Annotated in this window: 19 protein-coding genes, 1 tRNA gene and 1 other RNA gene; 8 read left to right on the top strand and 13 right to left on the bottom strand. The window is 59.7% G+C overall.

All coding sequences use genetic code 11. The features are described 5' to 3' along the window. The coding region (locus GRI89_RS03280; RefSeq protein WP_159792166.1) for a MucR family transcriptional regulator at window positions 1-354 on the top strand (354 nt) is incomplete at its 5' end. Between the two features lie 332 nt (window positions 355-686). Here the strand turns inward: GRI89_RS03280 and GRI89_RS03275 are convergent. Then, the gene (locus GRI89_RS03275; protein ID WP_159792164.1) at window positions 687-1,373 is read right to left on the bottom strand and encodes an excalibur calcium-binding domain-containing protein; all 687 of its coding nucleotides are present in this window, start codon (window positions 1,371-1,373) and stop codon (window positions 687-689) included. A 120-nt stretch (window positions 1,374-1,493) separates the two neighbouring features. Here GRI89_RS03275 and GRI89_RS03270 point away from each other — a divergent pair, with 120 nt between their 5' ends. Then, on the top strand, window positions 1,494-2,195 hold the full coding sequence (locus GRI89_RS03270) for an HNH endonuclease (RefSeq protein WP_201290857.1): 702 nt from the start codon (window positions 1,494-1,496) through the stop codon (window positions 2,193-2,195). Between the two features lie 168 nt (window positions 2,196-2,363). Here GRI89_RS03270 and GRI89_RS03265 read toward each other — a convergent pair whose 3' ends face one another. Further along, complete coding sequence (locus GRI89_RS03265; RefSeq protein ID WP_159792162.1) at window positions 2,364-3,641, bottom strand: COG3904 family protein; 1,278 nt, start codon at window positions 3,639-3,641, stop codon at window positions 2,364-2,366. Between the two features lie 257 nt (window positions 3,642-3,898). On the opposite strand from GRI89_RS03265, the gene GRI89_RS03260 reads away from it, so the two are divergent. The 3 genes from GRI89_RS03260 (at window position 3,899) to GRI89_RS03245 (ending at window position 8,004) form a co-directional block, all read left to right on the top strand. After that, window positions 3,899-4,351 carry a hypothetical protein gene (locus GRI89_RS03260; RefSeq protein WP_159792160.1) on the top strand — a complete coding sequence of 151 codons (453 nt, stop codon included), beginning with the start codon at window positions 3,899-3,901 and terminating at the stop codon, window positions 4,349-4,351. A gap of 1,039 nt (window positions 4,352-5,390) precedes the next feature. After that, window positions 5,391-6,677, top strand: coding sequence for an MBL fold metallo-hydrolase (locus GRI89_RS03250; protein WP_159792156.1), 1,287 nt, complete (start codon window positions 5,391-5,393; stop codon window positions 6,675-6,677). A gap of 307 nt (window positions 6,678-6,984) precedes the next feature. Further along, window positions 6,985-8,004, top strand: coding sequence for a hypothetical protein (locus GRI89_RS03245; protein WP_159792154.1), 1,020 nt, complete (start codon window positions 6,985-6,987; stop codon window positions 8,002-8,004). 114 nt (window positions 8,005-8,118) lie between these two features. On the opposite strand, the gene GRI89_RS03240 is transcribed toward GRI89_RS03245, so the two are convergent. The 3 genes from GRI89_RS03240 to GRI89_RS03230 form a co-directional block, all read right to left on the bottom strand. Beyond that, window positions 8,119-9,273 carry a hypothetical protein gene (locus GRI89_RS03240; RefSeq protein ID WP_159792152.1) on the bottom strand — a complete coding sequence of 385 codons (1,155 nt, stop codon included), beginning with the start codon at window positions 9,271-9,273 and terminating at the stop codon, window positions 8,119-8,121. Continuing rightward, a complete protein-coding gene (locus tag GRI89_RS18235) occupies window positions 9,273-10,991 on the bottom strand; it encodes a site-specific integrase (RefSeq protein WP_328598062.1) in 1,719 nt (572 codons plus the stop codon). Before GRI89_RS18235 ends, GRI89_RS03240 begins: the two co-directional genes overlap by 1 nt. A gap of 190 nt (window positions 10,992-11,181) precedes the next feature. After that, a tRNA-Tyr gene (locus GRI89_RS03230) sits at window positions 11,182-11,267 on the bottom strand. Window positions 11,268-11,397: 130 nt separating this feature from the next. Between GRI89_RS03230 and rlmB the strand changes: the two genes are divergently transcribed. Beyond that, window positions 11,398-12,192 (top strand): 23S rRNA (guanosine(2251)-2'-O)-methyltransferase RlmB, encoded by a 795-nt coding sequence (rlmB, locus tag GRI89_RS03225; RefSeq protein ID WP_159792148.1) that lies wholly within the window; start codon window positions 11,398-11,400, stop codon window positions 12,190-12,192. An 82-nt stretch (window positions 12,193-12,274) separates the two neighbouring features. On the opposite strand, the gene GRI89_RS03220 is transcribed toward rlmB, so the two are convergent. Beyond that, window positions 12,275-12,547, bottom strand: coding sequence for an HU family DNA-binding protein (locus tag GRI89_RS03220; protein WP_159792146.1), 273 nt, complete (start codon window positions 12,545-12,547; stop codon window positions 12,275-12,277). A gap of 250 nt (window positions 12,548-12,797) precedes the next feature. Further along, window positions 12,798-15,191 (bottom strand): endopeptidase La, encoded by a 2,394-nt coding sequence (lon, locus tag GRI89_RS03215; protein WP_159792144.1) that lies wholly within the window; start codon window positions 15,189-15,191, stop codon window positions 12,798-12,800. A 192-nt stretch (window positions 15,192-15,383) separates the two neighbouring features. On the opposite strand from lon, the gene GRI89_RS03210 reads away from it, so the two are divergent. Then, window positions 15,384-15,968 (top strand): PilZ domain-containing protein, encoded by a 585-nt coding sequence (locus tag GRI89_RS03210; protein WP_159792142.1) that lies wholly within the window; start codon window positions 15,384-15,386, stop codon window positions 15,966-15,968. Window positions 15,969-15,979: 11 nt separating this feature from the next. On the opposite strand, the gene GRI89_RS03205 is transcribed toward GRI89_RS03210, so the two are convergent. The 6 genes from GRI89_RS03205 to GRI89_RS03180 all read right to left on the bottom strand — a co-directional run bounded on the left by GRI89_RS03205 (window position 15,980) and on the right by GRI89_RS03180 (window position 21,814). Then, window positions 15,980-16,318 (bottom strand): YbaB/EbfC family nucleoid-associated protein, encoded by a 339-nt coding sequence (locus tag GRI89_RS03205; RefSeq protein ID WP_159792141.1) that lies wholly within the window; start codon window positions 16,316-16,318, stop codon window positions 15,980-15,982. Window positions 16,319-16,341: 23 nt separating this feature from the next. Continuing rightward, window positions 16,342-18,126, bottom strand: a complete 1,785-nt coding sequence (locus tag GRI89_RS03200; protein ID WP_159792139.1) for a DNA polymerase III subunit gamma/tau — start codon at window positions 18,124-18,126, stop codon at window positions 16,342-16,344. Window positions 18,127-18,178: 52 nt separating this feature from the next. After that, an RNA gene (gene ffs, locus GRI89_RS03195) (signal recognition particle sRNA small type) lies at window positions 18,179-18,273 on the bottom strand. 36 nt (window positions 18,274-18,309) lie between these two features. Then, window positions 18,310-18,588: an NADH dehydrogenase ubiquinone Fe-S protein 4 gene (locus GRI89_RS03190; protein WP_159792137.1), complete on the bottom strand. Its 279-nt coding sequence runs from the start codon at window positions 18,586-18,588 to the stop codon at window positions 18,310-18,312. 15 nt (window positions 18,589-18,603) lie between these two features. Further along, on the bottom strand, window positions 18,604-21,030 hold the full coding sequence (hrpB, locus tag GRI89_RS03185; RefSeq protein WP_328598061.1) for an ATP-dependent helicase HrpB: 2,427 nt from the start codon (window positions 21,028-21,030) through the stop codon (window positions 18,604-18,606). A gap of 523 nt (window positions 21,031-21,553) precedes the next feature. Further along, window positions 21,554-21,814: a hypothetical protein gene (locus GRI89_RS03180; RefSeq protein ID WP_159792135.1), complete on the bottom strand. Its 261-nt coding sequence runs from the start codon at window positions 21,812-21,814 to the stop codon at window positions 21,554-21,556. A gap of 462 nt (window positions 21,815-22,276) precedes the next feature. On the opposite strand from GRI89_RS03180, the gene GRI89_RS03175 reads away from it, so the two are divergent. Then, a partial coding sequence (locus GRI89_RS03175; protein WP_159792168.1) for an arylsulfatase occupies window positions 22,277-23,823 on the top strand: 1,547 nt, incomplete at its 3' end.

The raw sequence follows: 23,823 nt of genomic DNA, 5'->3' as shown, positions 1-23,823 counted from the left end.
GATGTCTCCGCGCTGATCAAAAACGTCTATTCGACGCTTTTGGGTCTCGGTAGCGAAGGCGGTGCGGCCGAACCCGTGCCGGAACCGGCTGTTCCGATCCGCACGTCGGTCAAGAAGGATCACATTGTTTGCCTGGAAGACGGCAAGAAGATGAAGATGCTCAAGCGCCACCTCATGACCGATCATGGCCTGACGCCCGATGAATATCGCGCGCGCTGGGGCCTGGCGGCCGACTATCCAATGGTGGCTCCGGATTACGCGGACAAGCGCCGCGAACTGGCGAAAAAGATCGGCCTCGGCCGCAAGCCAGGCCAGCGCCGCAGTCCTCGCACGAAGGCCAACACCGAGGGCTGATTTCTCAGCTTGCGAAAACAGAACTCGTGGACATGTTGGCGGGTGCAACTTGCGGACTCTTGCCCTCAAAGGACTATTCGGAAAGTGGCCGAAGATCGGTCGCCGACCGTGAAATGAAGTCAACTCCTCGAATTTTCATAGACATTAAAAGCACAAAGATGCAGCGCTTTAGACGCGACCCGAAGGGTTGATCATGTGATGATTGCCCTGAGAACTTTGCCCCGGCTTCGGCCGGGGCACTCTTCCTCAAGCTTAGATCACAGCTCCTGGGCTGATAGCTGCCGGCCGGCTCACCATGCAAGAGCGGTCATTTGCCACCATTGTGTACTGCATCACTGGCCTCGATAGGGTTCACAGGCAATCCCATCGCCGTCCGCATCCAATTGAGGACGGTACCCTGGCTCACCGCGACGAATGGGTGCGGCTCCCGCGGCTCGGGCGGCAGCGCAGTTTGGATAGTACGCGTCGAAAGATTGCGTCGCCTCCTGCCTCACAACCCGGGGAATGTTACTCGCTGGCTGCTCGAAGCTGCGCTTGGGATGCGGAAGTAGCGACTGAGGATGCTCGGCTCGGTATTCCGCTGGGATCTGAAATTGCGAAGCCCAGATGCCGATCCGGTTCACCCGCGCTCTCTCCTCTGCTTCCACATAGGTTTCGCTGAAATCGCGGAGAGCGACCGCATAACCTGCCTCGACCATCCAAAGGCTCAGGTCTCGGCCATTGACGCGGCAAGTCGAGACATCCCTTCCGTAGACATCTCGGTCCCGGGTCTGACATTGGACTGTAGAGCCATTCACACGATCGGCGAGAAATGACGCCGCCTCTTTACCGCATTCCCATGGCCCTTCGTCCCGCGTGCAGAGTTGATTAGATTCTACCGCGTCGATCCCGTGCAATCGCACATGCGTGTCACCAATGACCAGCGTATCGCCATCAATGGCGCGGGACGGGCCATACAATATTTGTGCGGACACTGGAGCTGCGAGCAGCACCAAAACTGATCCAAACAGTTGAACCATGAGCCCCTCCTCAGCAATTCGACAATGAAGCATTGTAGATCTAAATCATTGCTTACATTCATCGGTGGCGCAATGGACGGAGCGCGAAGCGATGGCTGTAGGCTTCCTCGGGAGGAAAGATTGGCCAAGGGCGACGTTCTTACTTACTTCGAAATGTGCCAGCATGAAGGAACCAGTCTTCAGCGAGGCATGAACTTCCGACTTCACGGGCGTCATTCAGTCATCCTGATGTCGAGAAATGCCAACGCTCCCTATGCTGACCGGCTCGAGGAGGAAGGAACCGTCCTCATTTATGAAGGCCATGACGTTCCGAAAACGGCTGACGCACCAGTGCCAAAAATCTTGGATCAGCCTGAATTCCTCCCTTCGGGCCGTCCTACTGAGAACGGGAAATTTGCGGCAGCGGCCCGCGCTTTCAAGTCTGGAAAAAAGGGCCCCGACATCGTCAAAGCATACGAGAAGCTTCGCAAGGGGATCTGGGCAGACAACGGCTACTTCCATCTTGTCGACGCGTGGACGGAAAATGACGGTCGGCGAGACGTGTTCAAGTTCAAGTTAATGGCCGTAGACATCGAAGATAGCGACCAGGCTGCCGAGGGCTCAAGCGTGGACGACAGCCATCGGCGCAGACTCATACCGTCAGTAATTAAGCAGGCGGTCTGGAAACGCGACGGAGGAAAATGCGTCGAATGCGGCGCCACTGACGAGCTCCATTTCGATCACATTTTGCCATTTTCTAAAGGGGGAACATCACTCAGCGCTGCGAATGTGCAACTACTTTGCGCGCGTCACAATTTGGCGAAGAGCGCTAGGATTCAATAAATGCACAGACGTGGCAGCATTTGGGCCGTTAGCGGCTGGTCTGCCTGGAACCTTTACGCACCCAAAAGCTGCCTTTCGGCAAAAGGCACATTGTATTTCACCCGCTTGCCTAGTTCTTAACCAACACATGCCAATCAGGAAGTAGATGAGAGAATTGCCGACGAGCCACTAGTCCTCTTCCGAGTGATTGGAGGGATTGAGGGAATGCGCTGTTGGATGGCAAGCCCCGTGGAAGTTCATCGGCAACGCCATCTGCAAAGGAAGGCTTAGCTCCTCTAGTACCGTAGGCTCGTCGTCGCCTTCATTTCGGCCCATGAGGTAGAGGGATCCAAAAGAGTAGAATCGCAAGAAGAAGTCGTTTGATGCCAGAATTTCCCAGGAGATAATAACAAAGTTTTCGCCGTGCCCATCGTCGTAGAGCTGCGGATCGTTCCAAACCCTTTCGACCTCAGCCGTCATCTGTGGACGTACCTCTATATCTTCGAAGAATTTATGACCCGGCGGATAGATCGAGGCTAAATATTCGTCATACTGCGCCACATAGCCCTTCTTCTCCTTCTCCGCATCGGAGAGAGGCTCGAAAAACTCCCTCGGTTCAAGCCAAAAGTTGGCTCGCATCTTGTAGAAGTCGGTGTCGCCTTCGCAAGGCACAAGGATGTTGAACCCCCGGTCGAAAGAATCCCTTCGCAATTGAAGTGTGGCAAGGTTTTTCATTGGAAGCACCGATACATCGAGACTAGCGCGGCCATTATTGGCGAGCCCCCACGTCAGCGCCTCATCGCGAGTAACGAGTCTAATATTTTCAGGTGCATAGTGCGATGCCGCCTGTAAGAATCTTTCATCAGCTCCCATCGCGTAGGCATAAGCCAGCAACGTTGCGGAACCATCGAGATTGTCCGGCAAACCGAGTTCTTGCCCGAAGAGGGCCAGGCGATGAACGCCCATCGCGCCTTCTTTGTAGAACCTGTTAATCCCTCCAAGGAATGCGTATGTGCAGGCGCTGAAACAACGACCCTCGATTTCGGTGTCGATGCCCATATTTCTAAACATTTGTCCGAGAATGAGCGCTTCTTTGATGTAGCCGCCACTTGAGCTTAGCCGCACCCTGATTTCCTTCCCCGTGCTCCACTCATTTCCCAGCATGATTGGGGGGGCGCTATCGATTTCGCGCAGAAATTCGAAGAACTTAAGAGGAGTGTCCTTATTAATGAAACCCTCGGCCCCGATGACGATCTGATCCTGATAACCATCCGTCTCAATCCGTTCGACGGCGAAGTTCATTTCCGGCAGGACCACGTCGAACTGGCCCTTCTCGGAGGCAGACCGGCTGATCTGGTCGATAAAGTCACTTGGCTGAATGAGCTGCGCATCCGCGCGCTTTACTAGCCCGAAAGTCAAACCGGCGAAGACCAATGACAACACGATAAGCCTGCTGAACGCGGACATAACTTTCCCCCTTTGATACGGCCTTCCCCGGTCAGACCCTTTAATACCTGGTGACCTGATCCGGCCTCCTTTCTGCAATGCCTCAACTAGATATTGATATGAAACTTGTGACATGAAAGGATCCAAAGGGGCAACGGGGAGCAATGATGACCAGAGCGGGGGAGCTTCTGAAATCTGCGAGAGAGCACACTGCAGTGGCATTGAGCGCCGCGACGGCGCACCTTGACCGCATGTTAAGGTCAAAGGTCACTATCTGCTTGTCTGCTTCGATCGTCGTGCTGGTATTCATCCCGCTAGTTCCGCTGTTGCTCGGTTGGGCGAGCGCTGTTGATCCAGCTGAGTTTCGGCCCCATCAGTCGGATGCTGCGAACATCCTTGCTGATCTCTCGTCGGAGATGAATGCACTGGCAGTAGGAATGATCGTCTCGCTCTTCCTCTTAGTCCGTGAATGGCCCGGCAAAATGCCCTTTTCTGTCTGGACAGCGCTGGGCCTTGGCGTGCTTGCTGGCCTCACAAGCAGTTATTCCGGATTGAATTACAGGTTCGCAATGGCCGAACAGCTGCTAAACAGCGACCTTGCATTTGAGTTCATAGGCAACCGCTTGGGCCTGCAGGGCACAGCCCTTCTGTTCTGCCTTGCAGTCGTAGTTTACGTGTCAGTTTACCGCATCCTGTCTCGCAACTCAGATACCGCTGACAAGGTTGGCTGAGCATGTGGCACGAGATGACCCGGCAGCGCCGCTACCTGCGATTATCCAATTTCGCTTCCGCACTCTCGTTCTGTGCAATGCTTGTTCCACGCCCCGGACTGGCCAATCCGCTTGACGGTCTCGAAGCGATTAACGCCAGCACAGACTGGCTTTCAATTGCCGGCTGCGAGAAGAATTGTGCTGTAGAGGCGCTAATCATGCCCGCCCTACCAAGAAGCGAGGTAACTGCTCCCCAACAGCATTGCCTCGACGACGTCCTGCCTGGTCGTGTACATGACGATCACGACAGGACGCATTTCGGCCTGTTTGTCTATGCGAAAGCATATTGGCTCGATGAGGGTCAGCGCTTCGAAAGAGCCTACCGTCTGTTTCTCGAGTCCGATCCAAGCGCAGACTTGGTTTGCATACCTGATTCTGCTGTGGTTGGAAATTTCCTAATACACTTTGAACCCGAACTTGCAGGCGAGCTTCCTGCTCGATCACCAACAGTCGCAGATCAGGATGCCTTGGCGCCTGAGAGCAGTAATCGAAACATACCGGAAGGCGCATGGACAGCTGCGCTAGACGAAATTCTCGAGGGGAGAGATTCATCTTGGGCTCTGAGGACACTCTTTTCCAGCAGAGTCGAGGAAACTGTGCGAGTTAGAATTGAATCAATACCTGAAGGTGCGGCCATACAATCGGGAAAATCGAAACTACGGTTCCGAACCAACTCGGTGCTCACAATGTCGGTCGCCAGCATACCCGACCTCAAGCTAGTATTGGGTCAGCGCACTTTGAGTGTTGCATCCTGTGATCGGCAAAGTGGCTTTGCACCCATTCACATCGTTTACCGCTGCCGATTCCCGGAACCTTCCCGGAATCCATAGACGTATAGAAATTTGAAGAGGTTAGCTCAAAAAGTAGACCGGGCATTTATCATCACGACTCGATTCCCCACAATGCCTGTTCCAACAGCATTCAGCAGCCGAAGTTTTGGCCTCAATTCGGTCCCTTTTGAATAGCAAAGTCGACCCAGTTCGGCAGGGGGGCGCAGACCATGCTGCTTCGCAGTTTATTGCCCGCGCTGGCGTTGGTCTTCGCCGGCATCCACTCATTCCCGGTTCTCGCAGAGGAGGTCGTTCCGAGCGACAGGGTAACCACGGGCGTGCATGTCCGGGCAGAGCCCACGTCGCATTCAACCAGCCTTGCGATCCTGCGACCAGGTAACATTGCAGAGGTCATTGGGGACGTTCCCGGCTGGTATCAAGTACGGCTTTCGGACGGCGAAGTTGGCTTCGTCAGCAAGTCCTGGACAATCGTTCTGGAAGGGCAGAGTGATGCAGCTCTCCTCAATGGGAATGGCTACCTGGTCCATGTGATCGACGTCGGGACGGGGCTTGCGGTGTTTGTCGAGGGCAAGGACTTTGCGCTGCTCTACGATGCCGGCAGCCAGGACGACCTGCAGAGCGGCGACGACAATCGGGTCATTGCCTACATTCGAGCTGTGCACCCCGACCTGCAACGCATCGACCACGTCATCCTGAGCCATCCGCACAAGGATCACCTCGAGCTAATGCCCGAGGTGTTCGCCGACTACCAGATCGGCGATGTCTGGGACTCAGGGAGAGTGAACAAGACCAACGGCTATTGCCGCTTCCTGCAGGCGGTCGCGGCCGAGCCCGGCGTTCGGTATCATGACGCGATCGCCTCGAACGCAACGCGCACGGTGAATTTCCTGGGAAGCAAATGCACGGGTCCGGTGACGGTCAAGGAAGCTGCACAGATGACGGGCGCGCCTGTGCCGCTTGGGGCCGGTGCGCAAATGACGATGCTTTATCTCGATGCGGCGAACCATCCCGATCCCAACGAGAATACCGTGGTCGTGCGGCTCGATCTTGGCAGCCGCAAGGTCCTGCTCGCCGGCGATGCCGAGGCGGGCGGTCGCCATTCTCCGACCACTCCACCCGAGAACGGTTCGATCGAAAAGAAGCTCACCGATTGCTGCGCCGCGGCACTGCGTTCCGATGTCTTGGTAGTCGGCCATCACGGCAGCGAGACATCCTCGCGCGAAGTATTCCTCGATGATGTAGCGGCGTCGATCTACGCGGTCTCTTCTGGCCCCCATCCCTACCAGTCCGTGATCCTTCCCGACCAGGACGTGATCGACGAGCTCACCAGCCGGGGAAAGGTGCTGCGGACCGATGTCGATGACGAGGCCTGTGGCCTCAATCCAAACAAGATCGGCACGGACAGCGACGAGCGGCCAGGTGGTTGCAACAACATTGTGATCTCGATAGCTGCGAGCGGCGCACTCGGTGCTGAATACAACACTCTTACTGATTAGTGTGGGGGCGCATCCTGAGGAGCGGCCGGACCTGCTAGGCCTGCTTTGTTATCTCCCTCTAAGGAGTTCTAACGACGCTATGACGCTCAAATCGGCTTCGATCTGGTTAGCGGTAATCGCCTTCTGGTTACTGTTCCTTCTTATCTCGCTCGACGGACGCTTAAGGTATCTGACTTGATGAACTGCATCCGATCATGGATTGTTGGCTAGTGACTACGAAAACGGCGCCATCATCAGGACCAACATAAATTGTTTCTGGCAGAAACCTATAATATATTATCCTCAGGCGAGTCGGGGGACTGGCGATATGGGGAAATACATTGGAGCTTTGCTGACGTTCGCGGGCCTAATATTAGGCGGATGCGCTCATACACCTGATGTGACGGTGGGGTATTACCTTCCAAAATCAGACGTCAGTTTCAAGGTCATCCGCACCGTCGCGTGCGATAAGGACAGCAATCCAATAGTTGCGACAGCTGTAACGCCTACAGTCAAACACACTGCCGACATGAGCAGCCGCAAGACGGTGGCACTATCGGGGCTGCGGGGCGCCCTATCAGACACTGATGTAAAATTTGAGTTTTTTGAAGACGGTCGATTGTCCGGATTGAATGCGAATAGCACCGGCCAAGGCGAAGCGATCCTCAAAACCGTGATGACGATTGCCTCGACTGTTCTTGGAACAGACGCCGGAACCGGAAAATACCCGAAAGAATGCGGCGAAATCAATTCGGTCGGCGGAGGAAAACCGCTTACATTGACCTATGAGGGTAGCGTCGACCTCACGAAGAGCTCGACCGATGCCCAGGTTTTGGGTCCTGACCCAACAAGCGCGTATTATGCGACCAAGTTTCATGAAATCGTGGGCAACGTTTGTGCCTTCGTGACCGGATCGGAGTCGCCACAGGCTCCTGCTGAATTCCAGTCTAGGTCAGGTAATGTGCTCTTGGACTTGCGCCAACCAGGTACGGTTTCGATCAAACTATCTGCAGGCCCAGCAGATGACTGTAAGGGCAACGAGATTTGGAATAGCCAGGTTACTGTCGCACAGTTCGGGACGCCCTATCAGTTGCCGATCCCTGCCGCAGCGGTGTTCGGCAAGCAACAGTTCGCCATTAGCATTGCAGAGTCCGGCGCGCTAAAAAGTGTACAATACGTCAGTAACACGGGTGCCGGGCAGGTCCTGAACCTTGGCAATGAAACACTTGCAGCTCTGCAAGGCGATACCACAGTGCAAAAACTTGCTGAAGTGAGGGCGGAAGCCGACCTCATTGCGCAGCAGCAACGGTTGGTAGGATGCCTCGCTGATCCCACTACATGCAAATGAGCCTAGACGCCAACGCCGAGGCAGTGGCAACAACACGCAACAATGAGGTCGCCAATTCGAGGTGAGGAAGCCTGTCAATTGCTGACAGACAGACCTTGGTTTGTTTGTTAAACGCTATTCGAAATTGAATGGCAGGGAAGCATAATCGTCTTCGCAAACGTCCTTGACCCAATCCAGTAAGCCCGTGAGCGCGCAGCCCGTTTCCCAACTCTCCCATGTCTTAGAAGACAAAATGTCCGGCTGGATGGTTCTATATATTGAGGCGAGCTTCACACCTTGTCCGACCGGCTTCCCAATTGGGACATTCTCGATTCCATACACGCATGCCTTCTCGACTATGCTGTGCCAGAGCCTTGAGTTCACGAGATCGTCACGGCCGGAACATGCCACCTCCAACCCTACGAAGGGATTCTTGACGCTCAGTATCTTGACGAGAGCTGGGCGATGGCTCTTCCAAGTTCGTGATACCTCCAAACGGGTAATTCGCTGGGCTGAAAACGGTGCAGGCTTGAGGCTCGCCTTGCATTCGGCGACTTTGTCGTAAATTTTGAGCCGCAAAGGTCCGAGGGGTTTTGTCGGTTTAGTCGATGGAAGCTTCTCTCCGAAGAATAGTCGAGTTTCGAGAGCACCAGATCGTGATCTGTAGTCTTGCATTTTTGCCAGCCCTTTTACCCTGACAATGAGATCAATGGGCAAAACCCCGAGCACATCGACCGATGCATCAAGCCGAGACATGCGTGCTTCTCGAAAGATGCTTCCGAGATTGAGCATGCAGAAAGCCATCTCGAACCTAGCCCGCAACCTTTCTAGACCCTGCACACCGAGGCGTCGGGGGTTGAACTCAATTCTTATCGACCAGCTGGGGAAGCCCTCGTTGTTTGTTCGCCACAGCTCCACGAAGCCCAAATGCTGCCCCTCTGATTCGAGGCAAATGCTGGCCCTTTCAGGACTGTGCGGAGGCCAAATCCTTCGAAGCTTGATGTCCTCGACTGCAGGAAAGGCTTTGAGGTGAGTCTTGATCTCCTGATCAAGCTGTTGAGCCTTCTGGAGAGGTGGTTTCTCGGACAGGTCTGGGAAGCACTGCGTATGCTCAGATATTGGAGCAACAAGGTCGATCATATCCGGGAACGGGTGCGTGATAGCGATCACCCGATCCGTGAAGTTAATTTCACGCGCAAACCATTCTTTGCCGTTGTGGCCGTAAGGCTTTGGGGGGCTTGTTAGAGGGAACGATGGCACCGTGCCCTTTGGGAATAATTTCACCGACATTATGCGCCCTCCTTGCCCAAGAGGAGCCCATCAACCCTGACGGGCAGGCACATAGATTGGATGGCGGCACACTTGGCCTGAAGGCTGGGTCCCTCCCCATACATCGAGCTCACTCTTCCATCGCTGTGCCCCATGATCGAATCGATCGTATATTGAGGGAGGCCCGCATTCCTCTGGGCGTCCTCGAGGCCGTGCCGGAAGCTGTGAAAGGTTAACGCCGGGTCGGTCAGTCCGATTTGGTCGAGGACGCGAGCAAACATCTTGGAGAACTGAGTGGAAGCCTGACCATCAGCCCCGAGCGTGATCTCCGAAAAGAGGCGTCTACTCGGCCTGTCCCACTTTCGGCGCTTGGCGACAAATTCAGCAAGACCAAGGTCCAAGACATCCTGGTGAATCGGGATTTGGCGAACCCCGGCGTCAGTCTTGATGTGTTTCGGGTCGCCCTTTCCCGAGTTTTCGTTGAGATCGAGATGCGGTACTTCGTGATCCAACACCACATCGTCCAAATGGAGCTGGACGATCTCTCCCAGTCGGGCACCCGTGTAATAGCCAAGGATCACGATCCAGTAGCGGTCATCCTTGATGACGTGGGGCCCAGGCTCGAAACGGCGATGCTTCGACTTGCAGCCCGTGAACACCGTTGAGCCGAACAGAGTAAGCAACTCCTCCTTCGAGAATGGCCTACGTGATCTTTGAGCCTTGGGAGCTTTGACAGCCTGCCACCGCACGTCTGCGGCTGGATTGCTGGTAATCGCCCCTTCCTCTTCCTTGGCCCAACGGAAGAAGGCCTTGGCCGACTCGTAGATCAGAGAAGCGGTCTTATTCTTGATCTGGTGCGGAGCGTTTTCGGTAAGGCGCTCGTGAAAGGGAAGATGCTGCCTTCGTCCGTGATTCGCTCTCAGCTTCGTGAGGGCGTTGCGGTATCCACGGACATCGTCAGCAGTTACGGCTGCGAGTGGCCTTCCGGCTCCAAGATGGTCCGCAAGGTAAGCCAGTTGGACCTTGCGTGCTCTAGTCGTCTTTTCGGTCCAACGTCCTTCCATCGTCGAGAGGTACTCCTCGACAGCGTGGCCAACAGTAATCCCCGTAACAGCTTCGGGCTGCGTTGCTGGACTTGAGGAAACCGCTATCGCGGAAAACAGGGGATCGGCTGGGACGTAGACAGCAAGGGGATCGCGGAGCCTTGCGACGAAGAGGCGCTGCCTCTCAACTAAGGCACGCACAGCTCCGTGCACCAGCATCGCCTGGCCGGTCTGCGACACAGTGCCCATATCCACGCCCTGGGCGATGAGAAGACCGATTGAAGCAGTCAGGACGTCCGGAGAGAACACTGCGCTCTCTAGCTGCCCTCGAAGGCGAGTTATCTCATCATTCGCCAAGACCTCCTGCTCCACCAACTCTAGATCGGGCAGCGACGTGGTCGGATTGTACGGCCCACGTTCCCGTTCCACTCGGCAAATTGCGGCGTAGCAGGCCTGAATGAGGGCGCGGGCCTCGTCAGACGAAATGTTCGTATTTTTCTCAATCACGGCAAAAGTCTCCAACACGTTGGCCGAAACTTTTGCTGCGAGATGTCGAGCTTCGTGCAGAGAGTAAGTGCGTAACGACTTCCACACCTCCACACGCTCAATCCTCGCTTGCAGACGATCTGGCACCCGCATGCGCAGGTGATAGACCCCGTTCCGGCGATGTAGGTGTGGAGGGCGTGGTCCGCTCATCGCGGCGTCCTCGGTACCGGCCCCACTCGTTTTGGGCCGCCCCTGCCGATATTGTGTCCCTCGGCAGAACGGGGCCGGGTTGGAACATGCGTATCCCGGCGAATCTCGAGCACGATTATGTAGCAAAAAACGGGAAGACAGGAAATGTCTTCCGCGTGATCCCCGGAAATTGGGGGATCAGGGCACCGGCTGGTGGACAGGGGTGGATTCGAACCACCGTACGCTTGCGCGGGCAGATTTACAGTCTGCTGCCTTTAACCACTCGGCCACCTGTCCACCCTGGTGCCGGGGGCGCGGGATAACCCGCTGATGCGCGGCCCTGCGTGGCAGGACCCCGGCCGAGTGCGCGCCCCAATGGCGAAGCGGCGCTTGCCTGTCAATGGTGCCGCTGGCACAGGAGCGCGCCATGGCAAAAGGTGTATCGAAGAAAGCGCTGCGGGGACGCGCCGGGCGCAACCAGCACGGACGCGGCTCCGGCCGGGCAACGCAAGGAAATGTGCGGTTATGGGGCCGCCACGCGGTCGAGGCCGCGCTGATGAATCCCGCGCGCCAGCACCGCAAGCTGTGGGCGACTCGCGAAGGCGTCGCCTCGCTCGACGGCGAATTGCCGGCCGATTTCCCGGTAGAATACGCCGACGTCACCGATCTCGCCCGCCTCGTCGCGCGCGATGCGCCGCACCAGGGGCTGGTACTCGAATGCGAACCGCTCGAGGATATCCACCTCGAGGAAATCCTGACGGGCGAACCGTCGCGCCCGATCATGGTGCTCGACCAGGTGACCGATCCGCATAACGTCGGAGCAATCATGCGCTCAGCGGTGGCTTTCGGTGCCATAGGCATGGTGACACAGGACCGGCACGCGCCCACGGAAGGCGGGGTCCTCGCCAAGTCGGCGTCGGGCGCGCTGGAACTCCTGCCCTGGATTCGCGTGGTGAACCTCGCTCGGGCGCTCGAAGAAATGGCCGAGGCCGGCTACTGGCGAATCGGGCTGGCCGGCGAAGTCGAACTGGACTTCGCCTCGGCGCTACCGGCCGGACCAGTAGCTCTGGTCCTCGGCGCAGAAGGCGAAGGCTTGCGGCACAACATCGCCGCGCACTGCGATGCACTGGCCAAGCTGCCGATGTCGGGCGCGATCGAGAGCCTGAACGTATCGAACGCGGCGGCCATCGCCCTTTATGCCGCGGCGATGCGCGAATCCTGACCATCAATAGCAAAGGGCCGCCCCACCATGGCGGAGCGGCCCCAGCAGATTTCGACCTCAGGCCTAAGCCGAAGTCCCAGGTTCAGTTCACCGCGTCCTTGAGCCCCTTGCCCGCCTTGAATTTCGGCTGGGTCGAAGCCTTTATCGTCATCGGTTCCCCGGTCCGCGGATTGCGACCGGTGGAAGCCTTGCGCTTGGCACACGAGAACGTACCGAATCCGACCAGCCGCACTTCGTCTCCCTTCGAGAGTGCACCGGTAATGGTGTCGAAGACGCCTTCGACAGCCTTCGTTGCATCGTTCCGCGAGAGCCCGCTCGCTTCTGCGACCGCACCGATCAGTTCGTTCTTGTTCATTGTCCGAGATTCCCCCTCATCCATGGCGTATTCGGTACTGGCGTGAATTCGCCGTGCGATGGGGCCGGACTTGAGCGTCTTTTCCCCAAGCTGTCAAAGCGAAAGCCCCGGAATGCCGCCCTTTCCGGGCGAATTCACGAAATGAAGGCCCGGGTTAACCTCGATTGACGTGCGGGCGCGCTTCAAGCCCGGGAACCGGCCCACGCCGTTTCGCCCGAGTCGCTGCAGCGCAGCATAAATTGCGATCCGCCTAGTGGGCGACGGCTCCACCGCCGGGCTGCTGTTGTGCGGCAAGGGGCTGGCTCGCGAGATCATCGGCCTCGGTCCATTCGATCGGATCGGGCTTCGAGGTCAGCGCGTGTTCCAGTACCTGGTCGACATGGCCCACGGGTACGATCTGCAGGCCTTCCTTCACGTTAACGGGAATCTCGGCGAGATCCTTCAGGTTCTCTTCTGGGATAAGCACCTTCTTGATGCCGCCGCGCAACGCCGCCAGCAGCTTCTCCTTGAGCCCGCCGATCGCCAGCACCCGTCCGCGCAGTGTCACCTCGCCGGTCATCGCGACATCCGGCCGTACGGGAATTCCGGTTAGCGTCGATACGATCGATGTCACCATGCCGATGCCGGCGCTCGGTCCGTCCTTCGGCACTGCGCCTTCGGGCAGGTGGATATGGATGTTCTTTCGCTGGAAGAGGCTCGGCTTGATGCCATAGGCCGGCGCCCGCGCCTTCACAAAGCTGAAGGCCGCGGCGATGCTCTCGGTCATCACGTCGCCCAGCTTGCCGGTCGTCTTGACTTCGCCCTTGCCCGGCGTGGTGACGCTTTCGATCGTCAGCAACTCGCCGCCGACCTCGGTCCAGGCGAGCCCGGTTACCGCACCGACCTGCGCCTCTTCCTCGCTCACACCGTGCTTGAACTTGCGCACGCCGGCGAATTCGCCGAGGTTTTCCGGGGTGATGGTTACGCTTTTCGCCTCACCCTCGAGAATCTTGCGCAGGCTCTTGCGCGCCAGCCGGGCAATCTCGCGTTCCAGCGTACGGACGCCCGCCTCACGGGTGTAGTAGCGGATCAGGTCGCGCAGGCCGCCCTCGGTCAGCTCGAATTCGCCTTTCTTGAGACCGTGCGCCTCGACCTGTTTGGCGATCAGGTGGCGCTGAGCGATCTCGACCTTTTCGTCCTCGGTGTAGCCCTCGAGCCGGATGATTTCCATGCGGTCGAGCAGCGGCTGCGGCAGGTTCAGGCTGTTCGCAGTGGTTACGAACATGATGTCCGACAGGTCGATATCGAGTTCGAGGTAGTGGTCCTGGAACTTCGAGTTCTGTTCCGGATCGAGCACCTCGAGCAGCGCCGAGGCCGGATCGCCGCGGAAATCCTGGCCGAGCTTGTCGATCTCGTCGAGCAGGAACAGCGGGTTGCTGGTGCCGGCGCGGCGCAAGTTGGTTACGACCTTGCCCGGCAGCGAGCCGATATAGGTGCGGCGGTGACCGCGGATCTCGGCCTCGTCCCTCACGCCGCCCAGTGACTGGCGGACGAACTCGCGCCCGGTGGCGCGGGCAATCGACTTGCCGAGGCTGGTCTTGCCGACGCCGGGAGGGCCGACGAGGCACAGGATCGGCCCCTTCAGCTTGTTTGTGCGCGCCTGCACGGCGAGGTATTCGATGATCCGGTCCTTGACCTTGTCGAGCGCGTAGTGGTCCTCGTTGAGGATCTCTTCCGCCTTCTTGATGTCCTTCTTGAGCCGGCTCTTCTTGCCCCAAGGCAGGCCGAGCAGGACGTCGAGGTAGTTGCGAATGACGGTCGCCTCGGCGCTCATCGGCTGCATCGACTTGAGCTTCTTGAGCTCGCTTTCAGCCTTCGCCTTGGCTTCCTTCGTCATCTTGAGCGTGTCGATCTTGGCCTGCAGTTCGGCGATCTCGTCGCCTTCCTCGCCGTCACCGCCGCCGAGTTCGCTCTGGATCGCCTTGAGCTGCTCGTTGAGGTAGTATTCGCGCTGGGTCTTCTCCATCTGGCGCTTCACGCGGCCGCGGATCTTGCGCTCGACCTGGAGCACCGAGAGCTCGCCCTCCATGACCGAATAGACCATCTCGAGCCGCTTGAGCGGGTCGGTTTCGGTCAGCAGCGCCTGTTTGGTCGCGACCTTGGCGGTGAGCGCACCGGCAATGGCGTCGGCAAGTTGGCCGACGTCCTCGATCTGCCCGAGTTCTGTCTCGATTTCATCGGGCAGCTTCTTGTTGTGCTTGGCATAGTCGCCGAACTGGTCGAGCGCGCTGCGCATCAGCGCCACGACCTGGCTGCCCACGGCCGTCTCCTGCTCGATCACCTCGGTCGTCGCCACGACGCAATCGCCAGACTCTTCGAGGCTTACCAGTCGTGCGCGCGAATTGCCTTCGACGAGCACCCGGACGGTGCCGTCGGGCAGCTTGAGCATCTGCAGGACCTGGGCGACGACGCCGATGTCGTAGAGGTCTTCCTGCTGCGGGTCATCGCAGTGCGGGTCGAGCTGCGAAAGCAGCAGAATGTCCTTGTCGCCCGACATAGCTGCTTCGAGCGCTTCGACCGACTTTTCGCGACCGACGAACAGCGGCACGACCTGACCGGGAAACACCACAACATCGCGCAAGGGAAGGAGGGGAAACTTCGACATCTGCGATCCTAACTCAAATTCTGAATGCACCAACGGCTCAATCGGGCCCGGCGCAGCCTGTTCGTTGCAATATGGGAAGGGAGCGAGACGCCTGCAATGCGTCTCTTCGGTTAGTTGTGGATGCCGCACCGTTCGGCAGATTGCATAAATTTGTGCAGTTCAACTTGCCCTGCGGTGTGGGAACCACGTTTCATGGAAGAAGGGCAGAACCGGCAACACGGCCTGATCGTCAACGGGCGCTATCGCATGGGCAACGGTATGCCGATGGAAATCGTGCTGCACGACCTGTCGCGCAGCGGGTGCCAGATTCACGATCGCCTCGGGCGGCTCGCCGTTGGCCAATTCCTGACCATCCGCATCGGCCCGATCGGTCCGATCGAGGCGCATGTGCGCTGGCTCAATGGCCGCCTGGCGGGCATCAAAATCTCCAGCTCCCTGAACGATGCGGTGCTCGATCACCTGCGGACGATCGCCCAGCCGAACTCGGCAAGCCGGCCCGATCAACCTCAGCAGCCACGCAAACTGCAACTGGAACGATTGCCGCTTTCTGCGCGGGAGCGGGCCTTTTCAGACGCCATCGGCGCGATCGAGGTCGATGCGAAGTATCGCGAGGTCCTGACCGGACTCAACCGGAAAGAGAGCGAATGGCTGCTATGCTGGCGCGGCGAGCGGATTCACGAACGCCGCGAACGGCCGACGTATCTTGAGGACATCTACGTGGCCGAACAGCTGGAGGAAACGCACGAGCTGCGACGCCGCAACCGGCATCCGTTTTAGGAATCGGACGCTCAGCCCATACCCGGCAGCTTGAACCCCGGCGGTAGGGGCAGACCCGACTGGACCTTCTGCATTTCCACATTCGATGCCTGGTCGGCCTTGGTGCGCGCATCGTTGAACGCGGCGGTGACCAGGTCTTCGAGCATCTGCTTGTCTTCGGGCACGATCAGGCTGTCGTCGATCGATACCGAGAGAATGCGGCCCTTGGCGCTGGCGCGAATCTTCACCAACCCGCCGCCCGACGTGCCTTCGACCTCGATCGAATCGAGGCGGACTTGCGCGTCATTCATCTGCTTTTGGATGTTTTCGGCGGCCTGCTGGGCCGCCTTCATCATTTCTTCGATGTCCATCGGATCGTACCTTTTCAGGGCCCTCAGGCCCTCTTGCTCCAGTTGCGGCCAACACCCGTCGCCTCGCCTTCCTCGACGATTTCGGCGTCGGGAAACGCGGCGAATGCGGCGTCGACCAAAGGATTGCTGCGTATACGCGCCTGGGCGCTGGCGAGTTCCGCCTCGGCCATTTCGCGAAGGGTCGGAGCGCCCTCGCCAGCTCCCTTCTCGACCTGCCAGCGCTCGCCGGTGGCCCTGAGCAGGGCGTCGCGAAACTCAGGCGTGGGATCCTCGGGCAGGCCCGGCGCCAAGGCGAAGACCAGTCGCGAGGGCGCAAGTTCTATCACCCGCACCCAGTCGCGCATCGTCTGGGCGACGCGCAACGCTCCGCTCGCTTCGACCCGTTCGACCAGCTTGCGCCAGTCGATGCTCGCCACCGGTCCGGAGGCGGCAGGACTCGCGGTGTTGGGTGATGGCGCCGCAATACCGTTGGTGGCCATCTCTTCCAACTTGCGGACCAGCGAGCCGGGGTCGGGTAGCGTGGCGGCGTGGAGGACCCGCAGCAGCGCCATTTGCGCCGCGACCAGCGGGTCCGGAGCGTTGCGAACTTCGCCGTAACCCTTGAGCAGAAGTTGCCACAAGCGGTGCAGCTGTGCCGGCGGCAAGGACTGGGCCCAGCCCTCCAGCGCCGCGGCTTCGTCAGCTGTCGCCGAATCGGCACCGCCCTTTGCGACCTGGACCAGCGTCACACGATGCGCGAGATCCATCATACCGCGCATGATCGCCAGCGGTTCGACGCCAAGCGCATATTGCTGGCCGACACCATCGATCAGGGCCTTTGGATCGCCTTCGAGCATTGCCGCGAACAATCGGCGCATCGCGCCTCGGTCGGACAAGCCGAGCATGTCGCGCACCCGCTCGGCGGTGATCCTTCCGCCGCCTTCTAGGTCGGCATGGGCGATCGCCTGGTCGAGGATCGAGAGTCCGTCGCGCGCAGAACCTTCCGCCGCGTTGGCGATCATGTTGAGCGCCTCGTCGTCGGCTTCGACGCCTTCCTCACGGCAGACCATTGCGTAGTGCTGTTGCAGCAAATCGCTAGGGATGCGCCGAAGATCGAAACGCTGGCAGCGGCTGAGGACGGTAACCGGCAGCTTGTCGACTTCGGTGGTGGCGAAAAGGAACTTCACATGCGCCGGCGGTTCCTCAAGCGTCTTGAGCAGCGCGTTGAACGCATTGCGCGTCAGCATGTGGACTTCGTCGATGATGTAGATCTTGTACCGCGCCGAGACCGCCGCGTAGCGCACCGCCTCGATGATCTCGCGGACATCGTCGACGCCGGTGTGGCTCGCCGCGTCCATCTCGATCACGTCGATGTGGCGGCCCTCGGCAATCGCCTTGCACGGCTCGCACACGCCACATGGATCGATCGTCGGGCCGCCCTGCCCATCCGGACCGACGCAGTTGAGCGCCTTGGCGATGAGCCGCGCTGTCGAGGTCTTCCCGACTCCGCGCACCCCGGTCATCAGGAAGGCGTGCGCAAGCCTATCGCGCGAGATGGCGTTGGCCAGCGTCTGCACCATCGCATCCTGGCCAATAAGCTGGGAGAATGTCTGCGGACGGTATTTGCGGGCGAGCACGCGGTAAGGTTGCGAAGCCGGTGGAGGAACAGCCACCGGCTGAGTCTCGATTCGCGGCTCTTCCTGCTTGGGCTCGGGGTCGCCGAACATCGCCGACTGCCCGGCAGCTTCGAGCTCGGCGGCAGTGGGCTTTTCAGCCTCTTCGCCGGCCGGCGGCGCGTCTTCGCCGAACAGGTTTTCGGAATCACCCATGCGGTGCAGGTTAGGCACTCGCGCGCCGGATGTCATGGCAACAATGTCGGGGAAAAAAGGAGCCGGGCGACCCGCTGCAATCTACCTGGGCTGCTTCCTTCCGGACCTGACCCGGTGAGCAAACGCGAACGCCCACCCGACTCCCGGGCGGGCATATGGCGACGGATGCTCGGATTTGCAAGCTTAGCGGAAGTTGTCCGCGTAGGCCTGGATCTTCAGCCTCTTTGGCGGGGAGGCGTGGACGACAGCGGCAATGCCGTGCTTCGCGGCATAAGCCTGTGCCGCCTCGGCGCTGGCGAACTTGAGCTGGACCTGCTGCTGGGTATCGCCGCTGCCGGCCCAGCCCATCAGCGGGTCGGGCTTCTTGGCCTCGGCCGGGACGAAGTCGAGCACCCACTGGTCGGTGAGCGCCTTGCCCGACTGCATCGCGTTCTTGGGTCGCTTGTAGATACGTGCCTGCATGGCCGGTGCCCTAATTCAGGATTCGGTTCGTGAAAAGGCGTTCTTGGTCTTCAGGCTCGGCTTTTCCGCCCATGGCTCGTCCGGCCAGCGATGCTTGGGGTAGCGGCCCTTCATCTCTTTGGCGACATCGCGCCAACTTCCGCGCCAGAAGCCGGGCAGGTCGCGGGTCGACTGGATCGGACGGCCCGCCGGGCTGGTCAACTTGAGCAGCAGCGGCGTGTCCCCGATCATCGGGTGGGTATCGAGCCCGAACAGCGCCTGCACACGGACTTCAACCGCTGGGGCATCCGGACTGGAGTAGTCGATCGAATGGGTCGTATCGGCTGGTGTGGTGAACTTGCGCGGCGCGAGCCGGTCGAGCCGCTGGCGCGCGTCCCAGTCGACCATCGTCAGTGCCGCCTCGGCCGCCGTCGCGGCAAGGATATCGAGGTCGCGACGACCTGCCAGTAACGGGGCGAGCCACTGGTCCGCAGTCGCCGCAAGCCGCTCGGGCGAAAGTTCGGCGATCCCGGCATAACTGGCGCGGGCCAACAGCGTGGATGGGAGGACTTCCCCCAGCTTGTCGACAGCTTTCTCCACAAGCAGAGCGGCCACAGCCTCCTCGTCGGGCGCCGGATCGGGACCGCTGGCCAGCGATATGGCGCCGAGCCGTCGTTCCAGCCGCGCCTCGACCCGCTCGCCGGTCCAGCGCAGAACGCTACGGCGCTCGATCCGCTCTCCAAGCCACTGCTCGACCTCGGTACCGGTCAGCGGCAACGCAGCGGTGATCCGTGCACCCTTCGCCTGTCCTTGCGCGTCACCGATGCCGAGCCACTCGGCGCGGGCGAGCGGCGAGGCCGGGTCGAGCTGATAGCCCCTGCCCCCGGCCGAAACCCACGTCTCACCCGATGCGTCACGGCGGCGGGCAAGATTGTCAGGAAGAGCGAGGGCAAGAAGAATGCCGAGAGGTAGCTCGTTCCGCCCCTTCGGAGAGGCAAGTTTATCCGCCCTATTCGCCCAACCCTGCGCCAGCTTGCGGCTCGCCTCCGCTCGCGCCGAGCGATCCGCATTCCAGCGGTCGAGCCGCGCACCTAGGTCCTCGCTGCGCCCGCCGAGGCCGCGCTCCTGCAACAGCAGCGCAACCTTTGCCGCATCGCATGCGAGGCCATGCTCCGCACCGTACAACAGCATCGCCGCCTGCCACGGCTCCATCGGCAGCGAGGCGATTTGCCGGCCGAGTTCAGTGACGCGCCCCTCGCCGTCCAGCGCGCCGAGTGCTTCCAGCCGTCCCCGCGCGGCGGACAGCGCAGCTGACGGTGGTGGATCGAGCCACGGCAGGGTTCCCGGATCGGACACACCCCACTGCGCCAACGCGAGCAGCAGCGGGGCAAGGTCGCTGGTCAGCATCTCCGGCGGATCGAACTGCGCGCGGCCGGAGTGCGCAGCTTCTTCCCAAAGGCGATAAGCCACACCCGGACCCTGACGCGCGGCGCGCCCGGCGCGCTGGGCGGCGGCGGCCTGGCTGGCGCGGTGCGTGACCAGGTGCGTGACCCCGGCGGCAAGATCGAACTCGGCGCGGCGCGACAGCCCGGCGTCCACCACGACCGAGACGCCATCGAGCGTGATCGAGGTTTCGGCGATGGCGGTGGCGAGGACGATGCGGCGACGGCCCTGCGGATCGCGGCGGATCGCGGCGCGCTGGTCCACCGGCTGGACCTGGCCGTGGAGCGGCAGGATCGGGACGTCGGGAAGGCGCTCCGATAGCCGTTCGCGAGCCCGTTCGATCTCGCCCACGCCGGGCAGGAAGGCGAGCAGATCGCCCACCTCCTCGCGCCAGGCATGCAGCACGGCGCTCGCTACGGCCTCGTCGGTGCGCTTTTCCGGACTGCTGCCGAGCCACTCGATACGCAGCGGATGCGCCCTGCCCTCACTCTCTATGACCGGCGCGCCCTCTCCAAGCAGCCGGGCGAAGCGCGCGCCGTCGATGGTTGCCGACATGACAAGCACCCTCAGGTCCGGTCGCAGCACCGCCTGGCTTTCGAGAGCCAGGGCCAGCCCAAGATCGCTGTCGAGGTGACGCTCGTGTGCCTCGTCGAACAGCACCGCGGAAACCCCCTCCAGTTCCTGATCGCCGAGGATTTGCGAGACGAAAATTGCCTCGGTCACGACGAGTACGCGCGTCTTGGCCGACTGCTTGCTGTCGAGCCTGGTCAGATAGCCGATGGTCTCGCCCGGTTTCTCACCCAGCAGTTCGGCCATGCGTTCTGCAGCAGCGCGGGCAGCGACGCGGCGCGGGCTGGTGAGGATGATCTTGCCCGTACACCACGGTTCGTCGAGCAGTGCCGGCGCGACCGCGGTGGTCTTGCCCGCCCCGGGCGGCGCCACCAGCACCGCTTCAGAGCGCCTTCGCAGGTTAATCAGCAAGTCTGGGATGACACAGCAAATAGGCAAGTCGGTATTCACGCGAGGGGGCCTCTTTGCATTCGGGATCAGTAGTCTCTTGCTACACCTGAAGCGAACCTTTCGAGATGCCTACAGTCAACTTCATTTCCTTCATATAAGGCAATTCCTAATTGCAGTCTTCTCAACTGCAATGGCAAGACAAGTAGAAATCATGTATCGAAATAGTAGAAACCAGCAATGAGAAATCGAGTTGCAAGCTCCACCCTTCGATATATGCAGGCGTTTCCAGCTCGCGATTGGCTGCTTGTTAGATGCGCGGCAATCAAGTCCTCACTCCATTCCCAAAGTCGATCAGTAACGACCTCAGGACTTTGAACCCGCACCTCTTAATGTCCTGAATGTCGACTTGAGGTGACTGTCAGGGTGGAGAAATGCAACTACTGAAATGATCGACCAGAAGTGCAGGCTTGTAGGACGCTGTCAGCGATTGCGTTCATTGCAAAAGGGCCGCGGTTACCGCTGAGACAAATCCCAACCCAGGCAAACGACTGCAATTATGCCCCCTAGAAAGCTCCGATGAAACTTAAGCTGACCTTGGCCATTGCTTGGCGTGGTCCTTCAATTCGACCAGGTTCGGGTTCTGCTCGTTGAGTTTGTCGAGATCGGCGAACGCCCGCTCTATCTGCTCGCGCCGGTCGAGGATGAGCTTGGCCACGCCGTTAGTCAGCCCGCCTTCGTCACCGACGCGGCCAAGCGCCGCTGCTATGTCCGCAATGATCGCGCTCTCGGGGGAGTGATGCAGGTTTCCGCGATCGTCGGTGTATGCTTCTTTTATCTTCGCCATATTCTGAGCTCGCCATTAGCTAACTGGTTTCACTTCCTTCGCCCTCCACGCCCCTCCGCAGATCTCGCCGGATCCGATGCGGAAACTTCCCATCGGGCGACGAGCCGAATTGCACCTTGGTGTTCAATCGGTCGAAATTGGCGCCCACTGTGGCCCGAAAGCTGCGCTTGCTTGAATGGAAGCGCTTGTCGACGCATGATCGGTGGTGAAGTCGGCTGCCCGTGACCGTAAATTGCTCGGAACTTGAAGGCTTGGATGCCACCGCATCGGGTCTTCAACTTATACCAATTTCCACGCAGGAAGCCATTCTTCCGTTCCGCGATGGCCGGAGCGGAAGGACGAAATTTCGGGCCAAATTCAGGCATGCCCGACAATTCTCGAGCAGAAGCGGGAAAGCGAGCCGATCGAGCGCCGTGGTGCGCTCGCTGGACACATCGAGGATCGGGGTGAAGGCAGGACCGACTGTCTGCACGCCGATCCGCTACTAGCAAGCAGAAGGTTCAAGTCATTGCAAAGAAGCCAAATATCCTGGTCATCTGGGGCGATGATATCGGCTGGCAGAACGTCAGCGCATACGGTCTCGGCACGATGGGTTACACCACGCCCAACATCGACAGCATCGGCAACGACGGGATCAAGTTTACCGATCACTACGCCCAGCCGTCCTGCACCGCCGGGCGCGCAGCCTTTATCACCGGTCAGTATCCGATCCGTTCGGGCATGACGACGGTGGGTCAACCGGGCGAGCCTCTGGGCCTCCAGCCCGCTTCGCCGTGCCTTGCAGAAGTTCTGAAGGCCGCCGGCTACCGCACGGGCCACTTCGGCAAGAGCCATCTCGGCGACCGCAACGAACACCTGCCGACCAACCACGGGTTCGATGAGTTCTTCGGCAACCTTTACCACCTCAACGTGTCGGAAGAGGACGAGCAGCGGGACTACGAGAACTTCGCCAAGGCCTATTCGGGCAGCAAGGAGGAGTACGAGAAGAAGTTCGGCGCGCGCGGCGTCCTGCACTGCTGGGCGACCGACAAGGACGACGAAACGGTCGATCCGCGTTTCGGCAAGGTCGGCAAGCAGAAGATCGAGGATACCGGCCCGCTCCACCAGGAGCGGATGAAGAACGTCGACGCCGACGAATTCATCCCGCCGGCGCTCGATTTCATGAAGAATGCCAAGGATGCTGACGAGCCGTTCTTCGTCTGGCTCAACACCAGCCGCATGCACCTCTACACCCGGCTCGACGACAAGTGGCGCTACGCCGCAGAGAAGTACACGACCGAGGCCGACCTCCACGGCAGCGGCATGATGCAGCACGACCACGACGTCGGTATCGTGCTCGACTGGCTGAAGGAGAACGGCCTCGATGAGGATACCATCGTCTGGTATTCCACCGACAACGGGCCGGAGCACTCAAGCTGGCCGCATGGCGCGACCACGCCCTTCCGCGGCGAGAAGATGACCACCTACGAAGGCGGGGTCCGCGTGATCTCGATGCTGAAATGGCCCGGGCAGATCAAGGCGGGTCAGGTCAAGAACGGCATCCAGTGCCACCAGGACATGTTCACCTCGCTCGCCGTCGCGGCAGGCGTGAAGGACGTGAACGAGAAGGTGATGAAGGAGAAGAAGCAGTACATCGATGGCGTCGACAACGTCGATTACTGGACCGGCAAGTCGGAGGAATCCGCCCGCGATCACATCTTCCACTACAACGAATCGAAGCTCGCCGCGATCCGCATGGGCCCGTGGAAATTCCACTTCGCCACGAACGAGGACTACTACGGAACCATTCAGGGCCACAGTAAGCCGTTGATCTTCAACATTCGGCTCGACCCGTTCGAAAGCTACGACAGCAAGGATTCCTACGGTCACCTTATCCAGAAGGTATCCTGGCTGACCGGTCCGATGGGTGAACTGATGAACGAACACCTCATGACCCTCGCGGAATATCCGCCGGTGCAGGGTGGCAAGAGCTTCGACATGTCGAATGTCGTCGAACAGTTCATCAAGAA

The organism is Croceibacterium salegens (assembly GCF_009827435.1).
Taxonomy (GTDB): domain Bacteria; phylum Pseudomonadota; class Alphaproteobacteria; order Sphingomonadales; family Sphingomonadaceae; genus Croceibacterium_B; species Croceibacterium_B salegens.
The sequence above is the reverse complement of the archived record's forward strand: the minus strand, read 5'-3'. Positions and strand labels throughout refer to the sequence as shown.